The 9,076-nt window shown below is 65.2% G+C and carries 11 protein-coding genes and 2 pseudogenes; 6 read left to right on the top strand and 7 right to left on the bottom strand.

The features are described 5' to 3' along the window. Positions 1–5: 5 nt before the first annotated feature. Positions 6–122 (top strand): annotated as a pseudogene (locus A5625_RS28780) (iron-containing redox enzyme family protein); the annotation flags it as partial. 37 nt (positions 123–159) lie between these two features. Here A5625_RS28780 and A5625_RS27505 read toward each other — a convergent pair. From A5625_RS27505 to A5625_RS27480, 6 genes and pseudogenes are all read right to left on the bottom strand, one after another. After that, a pseudogene (locus A5625_RS27505) lies at positions 160–801 on the bottom strand (iron-containing redox enzyme family protein); the annotation flags it as partial. 88 nt (positions 802–889) lie between these two features. Then, positions 890–3,106 carry a SpoIIE family protein phosphatase gene (locus A5625_RS27500; RefSeq protein ID WP_067001976.1) on the bottom strand — a complete coding sequence of 739 codons (2,217 nt, stop codon included), beginning with the start codon at positions 3,104–3,106 and terminating at the stop codon, positions 890–892. Further along, positions 3,103–3,675 carry a SpoIIE family protein phosphatase gene (locus tag A5625_RS27495; protein WP_082984582.1) on the bottom strand — a complete coding sequence of 191 codons (573 nt, stop codon included), beginning with the start codon at positions 3,673–3,675 and terminating at the stop codon, positions 3,103–3,105. Before A5625_RS27495 ends, A5625_RS27500 begins: the two co-directional genes overlap by 4 nt. Before the next feature lie 46 nt (positions 3,676–3,721). Further along, complete coding sequence (locus A5625_RS27490; protein WP_067001970.1) at positions 3,722–4,132, bottom strand: anti-sigma regulatory factor; 411 nt, start codon at positions 4,130–4,132, stop codon at positions 3,722–3,724. Beyond that, entirely contained in the window at positions 4,122–4,511 is a 390-nt protein-coding gene (locus A5625_RS27485) for an STAS domain-containing protein (protein ID WP_067001968.1), read from the bottom strand. The genes A5625_RS27490 and A5625_RS27485 overlap by 11 nt, the downstream gene beginning before the upstream one ends. A 22-nt stretch (positions 4,512–4,533) precedes the next feature. Next, on the bottom strand, positions 4,534–5,436 hold the full coding sequence (locus A5625_RS27480; RefSeq protein WP_067001967.1) for an STAS domain-containing protein: 903 nt from the start codon (positions 5,434–5,436) through the stop codon (positions 4,534–4,536). Positions 5,437–5,594: 158 nt separating this feature from the next. On the opposite strand from A5625_RS27480, the gene A5625_RS27475 reads away from it, so the two are divergent. Both A5625_RS27475 and A5625_RS27470 read left to right on the top strand, forming a co-directional pair. Next, a complete protein-coding gene (locus A5625_RS27475) occupies positions 5,595–5,963 on the top strand; it encodes an STAS domain-containing protein (protein ID WP_232003846.1) in 369 nt (122 codons plus the stop codon). 280 nt (positions 5,964–6,243) lie between these two features. Beyond that, entirely contained in the window at positions 6,244–6,744 is a 501-nt protein-coding gene (locus tag A5625_RS27470; protein ID WP_067001962.1) for a DUF6328 family protein, read from the top strand. Positions 6,745–6,757: 13 nt separating this feature from the next. Here the strand turns inward: A5625_RS27470 and A5625_RS27465 are convergent, their stop codons facing one another. Further along, positions 6,758–7,444 carry an HAD family hydrolase gene (locus A5625_RS27465; protein ID WP_067001982.1) on the bottom strand — a complete coding sequence of 229 codons (687 nt, stop codon included), beginning with the start codon at positions 7,442–7,444 and terminating at the stop codon, positions 6,758–6,760. A 247-nt stretch (positions 7,445–7,691) separates the two neighbouring features. On the opposite strand from A5625_RS27465, the gene A5625_RS27460 reads away from it, so the two are divergent. The 3 genes from A5625_RS27460 to A5625_RS27450 all read left to right on the top strand — a co-directional run. Continuing rightward, entirely contained in the window at positions 7,692–8,009 is a 318-nt protein-coding gene (locus A5625_RS27460; protein ID WP_067001960.1) for a hypothetical protein, read from the top strand. Positions 8,010–8,186: 177 nt separating this feature from the next. Next, positions 8,187–8,489, top strand: coding sequence for a DUF4193 domain-containing protein (locus A5625_RS27455; protein ID WP_067001958.1), 303 nt, complete (start codon positions 8,187–8,189; stop codon positions 8,487–8,489). A 122-nt stretch (positions 8,490–8,611) separates the two neighbouring features. Next, positions 8,612–9,076, top strand: a 465-nt coding sequence (locus tag A5625_RS27450; protein WP_067001979.1) for a restriction endonuclease, incomplete at its 3' end; no start/stop codon positions are given.

Raw genomic sequence — 9,076 nt, 5'->3', positions numbered from 1 at the left:
GATTCATGTCGGCAGCCGGCCTGGACGCGACGTATTGGGGCTATGTGGACGCGGTGCCCGCCGAGTCCCTGGCGGTGGTCAATCTCATGTCGCTGTTCGGACTGCACCGCTCGATGCGCGGCGCGGCCATCGGCCACTTCGCGTCGACGGAGATCACCTCACCGCCAGGGACTCGGCGGGCACCGCGTCCACATAGCCCCAATACGTCGCGTCCAGGCCGGCTGCCGACAGCAGATCGGCGAACAGCTGCTGGTGCAGCCGCGCGCCCTGTCCGGCGCCGTATTCGTCGAATTCGACTGCCACAAAAGCCGCTTTGGCCACTCCCGTCAGGCGCGGGATGGCAAACGCATGCGGATCGGCCTCTTTGAGGTGATACAGCGAGCGGTGCACGAAGTATTCGCACATCTGTTGCCACGTCCCGGCATCGCGCAGGTAGTAGGACGGGCCGGTGCCGTCGACCGGCTCGACCGTGATCGCTTCCATCTCGGCCGCCGCCGTCTGGTCGGCATCGATGGGGCCGACATCACGGCGCACGCCGGCCAAGAACACGCGTTCCAATTCGGCGCGCAGCCCCAGCAACGCGGGGTTCCACTCCCATGCGGGGTCGACGCCGGCCAGACCGCGGTAATGCAGCTCATAGCACATGGACAGGGCCAGCTGCAGATCCAGGCCGTAGGGGTCGGAGTCACGTACGGATGCGCCGATGCGCGCCAAGTGGTCACCTGATGGCGGCCCTGCCAGCGCGCAATGCACCGCTGTTGACAGTGGCCCGTGTGCCGCAGGCAGGGCGGGTGAGGTCATGGTCGATGCGTGGGTCACGCCGGTGTCTACCCGCTATATGGTATGGGCAAACGGTGCGGCAGTGGCTGCGAACAGCCGGTCATCCGCATCATTCGGCCCTGTCCGGCAGGCGAAAGGTGATGTCGGCGGTGGTGCCGCTGGCGGTCGTGTCGAGGTCCATCGAGTCGCTGAGCATCCGCATCAGCGGCAGACCGCGTCCGCCGCCGTCAGGGCTGCTGGCCGGCGTCTTCCACGATCCGTAATCGACGATCCGGGTGCGCACCGCCTCGTCGGTGAGGCTTATGTCGAGCAGCATGGCTCCGGCGGCGAATCCGCGGTACGCGTGTTCGACGCAGTTGGTGCAGGCCTCGTTGACCACCAGCACGATATCGGCGGCCAACTCACCCGTTATGCCGGCGGCGCGCAACCAGCCGGTGAGCCGATGCCGAATGAGCGCCAATTGTTCTGGTGCGGCGTCGGTTTCGATCCGCAGCGGCGTCTGGTGGTGCCGGTAGATGACCATCGCGACGTCGTCGTCATACCCCGCTTCCGGAGCCAGCTCGTGAAGCACCATATCGGCGATGGTGTCCAACGGCGCCGTCATGGTCTGCGCCAGAACGTTTGCGGCGCGGGCGATTCCCTCGTCGATCGACTCGTGTTTGCGTTCGACGAGCCCATCGGTGAACAGCATGAGTGTCGAGCCGGGCGGCAGCAGCTGGGTGGTTTGCGGGCGCTGTTCATTGCGGCGCACCGCGAGCGGCACCGATGCGGCGTCGGCCAGCAGTGTCGTCCTGCCGGGTTCGGGCCAGGCCAGCAGGGCCGGCATGTGTCCGGCATTGCTGTACTGCAGAACACCGGTCTCGGTGTCCAGAATCGCCAGAAAGACCGTCGTGCAATACGCATTCGGGATGAGCGATGCCGCCGAGTCGAGTTGCTCCAGCAGCACCGCGGGTTCGGCACCGTTGATCAGCAGCGCCCGGGCAGAGCTTCGCAGCTGTCCCATGACTGCTGCTGCAGGCAGGCCGCGACCCACGCAGTCGCCGACGACGATGCCGATGCGGTGTCCACCGATCGGTAGCACGTCGTACCAGTCGCCGCCGATCTCCAACGGCAGTACGGCGGGCTCGTAGCGAACCGCGAAGCCCGGTGGCGGCTCAACCGGTGGCAGCATGGCGCGCTGCAACGTCAGTGACGTCTCCCGCGCACTCTCGAACTGGCGCACGTGCTGCATGGCCAGGCTGAGGTGGCCGATCAGCACGGTGACCAGCAGTCGATCCTCCCCGCTGATCCAGCGCGGTGTGCGCAGCTCCAGCCACAACGTCAGGTCGCCGCTGCCGGAGAGCGCCGCGACCAGACCCTGCGCTTTACCTGGATTATTTGGTCCCTCAATGGTTTTCGCCGTCAGCGGCAATTGGTGACGCGCCTCTTGGAAGGTATGACGCAGCCAGGGCTCCAGCTCGCGCCACGACGAGGCCGCGGGTTGACCCGCCGCTTGGACCGTCGGATCGCCGTCGCCGTTGGGCCACGAGACCGCGATCACCCGTTGCACGTCGATTGCCGCGCTACACTCGTCGAGCGTGATCGACAGCAGTTCGTCCACGCTCTTGGCCACCGCCACAGCGGTGGCCAGACGCAGCACCGCACTTTCCCGCGCGGCAAAGGCACGCTCGGCGGTGATGTCACGGATCGTTCCGACGAAGGCGTCTAGCTCGCTGCCGGTTTCCTTGACCGCGTTGATGCTTACCTTCACCCATGCGAGGTGGCCATCGGCATGGCGAATCGGAGTTTCGTAGTCGGCGCTACCGTGCCTCAGCACCAGCTTCATCTGTTCGGCCGCGGTGTTCTTGTCGACCAGCCAGGGATGCGGCCACTTGTAGGGTAGACCCTCATTGGGGTACCCGAGGATCTCGATGAAGGCATCGTTCATTTCGATCACGGAGCCCTCGTGGTCGGCGACGAAGAACCCTTCTTGCAGCGAATTCACCAGTGCGGTGCGGAATTTGTCGCGGTCGGCCAGGCCCTCGGCGCGGGCCCGCTGTTCGGCGTAGCGCCTGTTTCCGTCGATGAAGCCGCGGGTTGCGACGTCAAGGGGAACCAGCAACTGCAGCAGGAACTCCAGTGCGATCGGTGCGTCGATGCGCACGTCCTTCGAAATCTCGAAGACCAGGCGTACGTGCTGCTCGATGATTTCGAGCAAGCTGATTTGTTCCTGCAGGGCTCTGCGCCCGAGCTCATGGCCGACCGACAAGCTCGCCTCGTCGTGTGAGTCCAGATAGGCGCGCAACGCGGCGGCGTACTGGTCGTGAAAGTTGTCGTGGGCGGTCACATCGTCACGCCCCTGTGCCGCGCCGCGAGCACCATCGCATCGTCGGTTTCTTTCGCGTCCTTCCCGAGGAGCCCATCGGCGATAGCAACAGCGGAGGCCGAGAAGTCGATGTGGTCCAGGAAGTCTTCGGTAATTCCGTCGGTGCTCATCACGATCAGGTCGCCGGGCCGAATCGGAACTACTTGCGCCGGCTTGATTTCCGGGATGCGGTAGCCGACGATCCCTGCGGTAAGGCGTGCGCTGGAACGAACGTCGACACCGGTCGGTGCTTTGCTCACCAGATGGGCGGTGACATTGCCGACACCGGTCCACGTCAACGTATTGGCGGCGAAATCTATCCGCACCAACGTCATTGCGACACCTCTGGTGCCGACCAGCACACGATGACAGAGCTGGATCAAGACTTCGACACGCTCGGAACCGGCACGCGTGATCGTATCGACAGCGCGCAGTGCGGCTTCGGCGGCGGACGGTCCGTGACCCAGGCCGTCCACCAACCCGAACAGCGCGGCCGCACCGTCGATATCGATTGCGATGCCCCGATCACCGGACGTGTACTCGCTGGGCATGGGCCGGCCCGCCCTTGCCCACTCGATAGGTCCGAAGCGACCGTTTTCACGCACGGGGAGGGACCCACTTCCACATTTCGATGATGGTTCCCTGGCCGAGGGTGGAGTCGACGAACAACCTGTCCATCAAGCGGCGGGCACCCGGCAAGCCCATCCCCAGCCCCCGCCCGGTCGTGTAACCGTCTTCCATCGCCCGGGCGATGTCGGCGATGCCGGGACCCTGATCTTCGGCGCGCACCACCAGGGCCTTACGCCCCTCCCGGTCGGCGACTGTCACCCGAACCGCACCGCGGCCGGCGTAGCTGGTGATATTCCGTGCGATTTCCGAGATCGCCGTCGCGATCATCGTGACGTCGGTGAGGGAGAACCCTAAATCAAGTGCGAGTTGATGGCCGGCTTTGCGGGCTTCGACGATGTCGTCGGAGTTATTGATCGCAACGACTATATCAGCCTCCACCGTCGAGCCCGATCGTCGGTTTCCGCTGTGTCAGTTGACGATTCAGCAGCGCGAGGCCCTCTTCAAGATCCAGTGCGGTGTTCATGTCGTCGAACGCCAGACCAAGCTGGACCATTGCGAAGGCCACCTCCGGCTGCAATCCGACGATCACCGTGTCCGCGCCGCGCAGCCTGGTCATGTGCGCGATCGTCCGCAGCGAACGGGCGGCGAACGAATCCATCACATCGATGGCGGTGACGTCGACGATGATGCCCTGGGCGCGGAACTGGCTGACCCGTTCCATCAGGTCGTAGCGCAGGCGTTCGGCGTCGGAGTCGGTGAGGGCGGCCTGCACCGACGCAATGAGGATCGAGCCCTGTTTCAGGATCGGTACTGGCATGGGGTGCTCGCGTCGATTGTGATTATCCAGTCTGCTCGCCGGTGCGCGTGACCTCGTAGCCCAGCAGCCGCTCGGCTTCCTCGATGCCACCCTGCAGGTCGCCGACCGCGTTCATCTTCGACAGGTCCAGCCCGATCGTCACCAGCGTCAGCGCGATCTCGGAGGACAGGCCGGTGATGATCACGCTGGCGCCCATCAATCCCGACGCGTCGACTGTCTGCACCAGGTGGTTGGCCACCGTCGAGTCGATGGTCGGCACACCGGTGATATCGATGACCACCACTTTGGCGCGGTTCGCGCGGATGGCCCGCAGCAACTGCTCGGTGACCTGGCGGGCGCGCTGGCTGTCCAGCACGCCGATGATCGGCAGAATCAGCAGCTGCTCGCGCACCTGCAGCACCGGCGTCGACAGCTCGCGGATGGCCTCCTGCTGCTGCCGGATGATGCGCTCGCGTTCCTGCACGAAGCTGACGGCCACGGTGTTGGCGATGCGGTTGGCCGCGGGTTCGTAGGCGTCGAGGACGCGGTTGAGCATCTCGAAGTCGGTCTGGTACTTCTCGAACAGCGACCGGGCCAGAACGTCACGCAGCAGCAGGACGATGCCGACGACCTCGTCGGTTTCCACGCCTCGGGGAATGATGCGTTCGGACAGGTCGCGCGCGTAATCCTGCAGCGCTTCGACGCTACCGGTCTCGAGCACCTCGACGTAACTGTCATACACAGTCGTTGCCTCGGAGAAGATCTCCTCCGGGGTCATCGCGGTGAGCAGTTCGGCCTCGGTGATGCGGCGCGCCCACTCCTCGCGCAGAATGGTCCGATTCTGCCGCAGGTGCTGGACTAGCTGGGGAAGAAGCCCCTCACTGGAGATCCCGACGGTCTGCGCTGCGATGCCGGTACTGTTGAAATCCGACGGCGAATCTGACATCTGGCCTCCCGAGTGCCACGTCGCGCCCTGCGGTCTGCAGTTACTTTTGCGAGACTAGCCTGGGTTGTCGCGGGGCACGTGTTGAGGGCATATTCTTCTCGCAGTTCGTAACGCAGGCTAGGGTTGAACACGCCACGGCCCAGGACAAAGGATTGCCATTGTCAGCTCCTGATTCGATTACCACGTTGGTTGAGGACCACGACGGGGTGTCCGTGGTCAGTGTCAGCGGCGAAATCGATTTGGTCACGGCGCCCGCCCTGGAACAAGCCATCGGTGCGGTCGTCGCCGACACCCCCAAGGCGCTGGTCATCGATCTCTCTGCGGTGGAGTTTCTCGGTTCGGTGGGACTGAAGATCCTGGCGGCGACTTACGAGAAACTGGACAAGGAAACCGGGTTCGGCGTGGTCGCGCGCGGTCCGGCCACCCGCAGACCGATTCACCTCACTGGTCTGGACAAAACCTTCCCGCTGTACCCGACGCTCGACGACGCGCTGACCGCGGTACGGGACGGCAAACTCAACGGCTAGCGTCGCACCCCCGCGCGGCACGGGTCCGCACCGCCGCGCCGTACCCATCCCGTGGTTTCGGACCACCGAATCCAGGTGTAGTTGGCTAACAACATGTTTGGCGCAAATGCGGCGACTCTGATTATGCATTGCATCGATTTCGGGACTTAATCCGTGTTTTTCCCGAGAACGCCGTTCGTGGCCGCAATTTGCCCGAAAAATTGAAAAGGGCAAACCTTATTTCGAAGCCGGCCAGGGCGAAACGGTGTCCACGCCCGGCCGAGGTGCGATGATCACGGCTATGGACGTCGACCATCCGCAAGACGACCAGCGCTGGGATCGCCGTGAGCGTGGCGAAACCGAAATGCAACGGCTGGACCGCAATTGGAATAGCCTGTTACAGGAGCTGCGGGTGGTCCAGACCGGGGTGCAGCTGCTGACCGGCTTCTTGTTGACATTGCCGTTCCAACAGCGCTTCGACGTGTTGGGGCCGCCTATGCGCATCATCTATCTCGCCACGGTCCTTTTCGCGGTGTGCGCCACGGTCTTGCTGATCGCCCCGGTCGCCATGCACCGGATGCTTTTCCGGCGTCACCGGCTCCAAGTGCTTGTGTCGGCCGCGCATCGGTGCGCCTACGCCGGGCTCGGCTTGCTCGGCCTGGCGGTGATCGGCCTGACCACGATCATCTTCGGCGCGGTGGCGGGGCGAAATGTGGGCCTGATAGCCGGAGCATGCGTGACGCCGCTGTTCACCTTCTTTTGGTGGGTGCTGCCGCTGATGCTGCGGACGCGCTCCGGCTGACGCCAGCGCGCGGTCAGTGGGTGGGCGCGAGCGCCGCGATTCTGGTGGACCCCAGGTGCTCGAGCAGGTCCTGTGGATCAGCGAAGACGGGTTCGGCGCCCGCCTCCTGCAGTTCCGCGCGGGCTATGCCGCCGCTCAGCATGCCGATGCACGGCAATCCTGCCCGGGTTGCGGCGCGGGCGTCCCACACGGCATCCCCGACGAACACGGCGTGCTCGGCATCTACCCCGGCACGATCCAGCGCCACGCGCACGATGCCGGGTTCGGGTTTGGCGGTGTCGACATCGCGTGACGAGGTGGTCTCGGAGATGACGTCGTCGCAGTCGAGCACCTTGCGCAGGATCTCCAACTCGTCCTCGGGCGCCGAACTGGCCAGCACGACCTGTAAGCCCAGGTCGGCGACCCGGTGCAACAGGTCGCGGGCCCCTGGTAGGGGTTGCAGCAGCGGGGTGATCTCCCGGTAGTAGCCGCTATGCCGGTCGCTGAGCCGCTCTTGCACGTCGGCCGGCGCGTCATCGGAGAGCGTTCGCACCAATGTGGATCCGTCCATGCCGATGCTGCGATGGATTTGCCAGGACGCCACCACGATGCCCTCCGCCTCGAACGCTCGCTGCCAGGCGTGGACGTGCAGGTAGTTGGAATCGACCAGGGTTCCGTCGACGTCGAAGAGGACGGCGGGCGCGCCGCCACGCGCTGTCAGCGCGGGCTCCCGGCGTCCGTGTCGGCATGTGTGCTCGAGCGCGGTCGTAAAGTCATGTGCGCGGCATACCCATGCCGGGCCGCGCTGACACAGCCCCTCGGGTTTCGTTTGGACACCCGATCGACGGGTACCCACCGGTGACGATCCGCAAGTGCGGGCGGCGCTGCTGCGCCCGTCAATTGACGGCAACCATACGCCATGCGAATGCGTTTGGTGCACAATGATTTTCGACGATTTTCGACGAGGAATGACGTTGGATTACCGCAAGAACACCCCGGTCAACAATGTCCGTACCACTCGTCAGCACGCTGGCGAAGCGATCAAGAATGGCGCCAATGTCCCGGGCCTCGCCGGTTCGGCCGCCGCCGTCGTCGCTGTGACCGTGGGCCTATTCGCCGTCGCCGCCGGACATCTGGTCGGCGGCGCCATCGCCCTGATCGTCGCCGCAGCACTGGGCGCGCTGAGCGCGGCCTGGCTGCTGCGCACCCACCGCAAGGTTCGCGACGCCGAAGTGCGCTGGCACGCCACATATTCCGACCAGCCCGCGCCACCGCCCGGCAGCTGACTCCCGCGGCTCGCCCGTCGCGCAGTTCCCGGGAATGACCCATTGGCGCCGCGAAGTTTTGCGGTGGGACTTTTTTCGCCCGGATCGGTGTGGCACACCCCCGAACGGGGTACTGACTGCGCCACGGGGGAGTACAGGAAAGTGCGTCAACCCGTTCCATAGCTGGAAGGAACACCAATGGCGACCACCACTGACTACGACGCACGCCGTGTATCCGACGCCGACACCCAGGACAAGTCCTCGCTTCGGGAGCTGGCGCCTACCCTGCAAGGGTCTGTCACCGCGGTGGTCGACGAGGACCCCAACGATGTGGCCTTCTTCGAGCTACCGGGCGCCGACCTGTCCGGGGAAGAGCTGTCGGTGACGGTGGTTCCCCAGCGGGCCGACGAGTTCACCTGCTCGAGCTGCTTTCTGGTGCAGCACCGCAGCCGGATGCGTGCCTCGAGCTCGGGCCTTCCGGTGTGCGCCGACTGCGCCTAGCTTCTTCAGGGTCAGCCGCCCGCGTGTCGTAGCGCGACTTCGCGCCTGCGCTGGATTGTCGTAGGTGTCCACTAGGTTCATCGGACAAGTCGGCGTCAGCGCGAACGGCACGTTGAGGAGTCATGGAAAGAGTACTGGGGTCGCTCCTCGTGCTGGGCTTAGCGCTCCCTTGGTATTTCACGCAGCGGGCCACCGGCAGCCTGCCGATGGGATGCCTGGCCGGACTCGGTGGGCTGGCCGTCGCGGTGGTGATTCTGTGGTGGCTCTCGGTGCAACAGGACCGCTATCGGGCCGACGCGCAGCGACGCCGCGACCTCAAGTACGCGAGGTCCGGGCTGCGGGCCATCGACCGGATGTCGGGGACCGAGTTCGAGGAATTCGTTGCCGCGCAGCTGCGCGTCGCGGGCTACAGCGTCACGCCGACGGGCGGCACCGGGGACTACGGCGTGGATCTGATCGCCAGCAAAGACGGCGTCCGGATGGCGGTCCAATGCAAGAGGCTGGCGAAGGCCGTCGGCGTTGCCGCGGTCCAGCAGGTCGTGTCCGGGGCGCTGCAGCACGGCTGTAACCGGACGGTGGTGGTGACC

The sequence above is a fragment of the Mycobacterium sp. 1465703.0 genome, from assembly GCF_001672975.1.
Taxonomy (GTDB): Bacteria; Actinomycetota; Actinomycetes; order Mycobacteriales; family Mycobacteriaceae; genus Mycobacterium.
The sequence above is the reverse complement of the archived record's forward strand: the minus strand, read 5'-3'. Positions and strand labels throughout refer to the sequence as shown.

Excerpts from the sequence above, each read along its gene's own strand:
- A5625_RS27470 (WP_067001962.1), top strand. The coding sequence starts at position 6,244 with ATGGACGTCGACCATCCGCAAGACGACCAGCGCTGGGATCGCCGTGAG.
- A5625_RS27455 (WP_067001958.1), top strand. The coding sequence starts at position 8,187 with ATGGCGACCACCACTGACTACGACGCACGCCGTGTATCCGACGCCGAC.
- A5625_RS27480 (WP_067001967.1), bottom strand. The coding sequence starts at position 5,436 with ATGTCAGATTCGCCGTCGGATTTCAACAGTACCGGCATCGCAGCGCAG.
- A5625_RS27460 (WP_067001960.1), top strand. The coding sequence starts at position 7,692 with ATGACGTTGGATTACCGCAAGAACACCCCGGTCAACAATGTCCGTACC.
- A5625_RS27485 (WP_067001968.1), bottom strand. The coding sequence starts at position 4,511 with ATGCCAGTACCGATCCTGAAACAGGGCTCGATCCTCATTGCGTCGGTG.
- A5625_RS27495 (WP_082984582.1), bottom strand. The coding sequence starts at position 3,675 with ATGCCCAGCGAGTACACGTCCGGTGATCGGGGCATCGCAATCGATATC.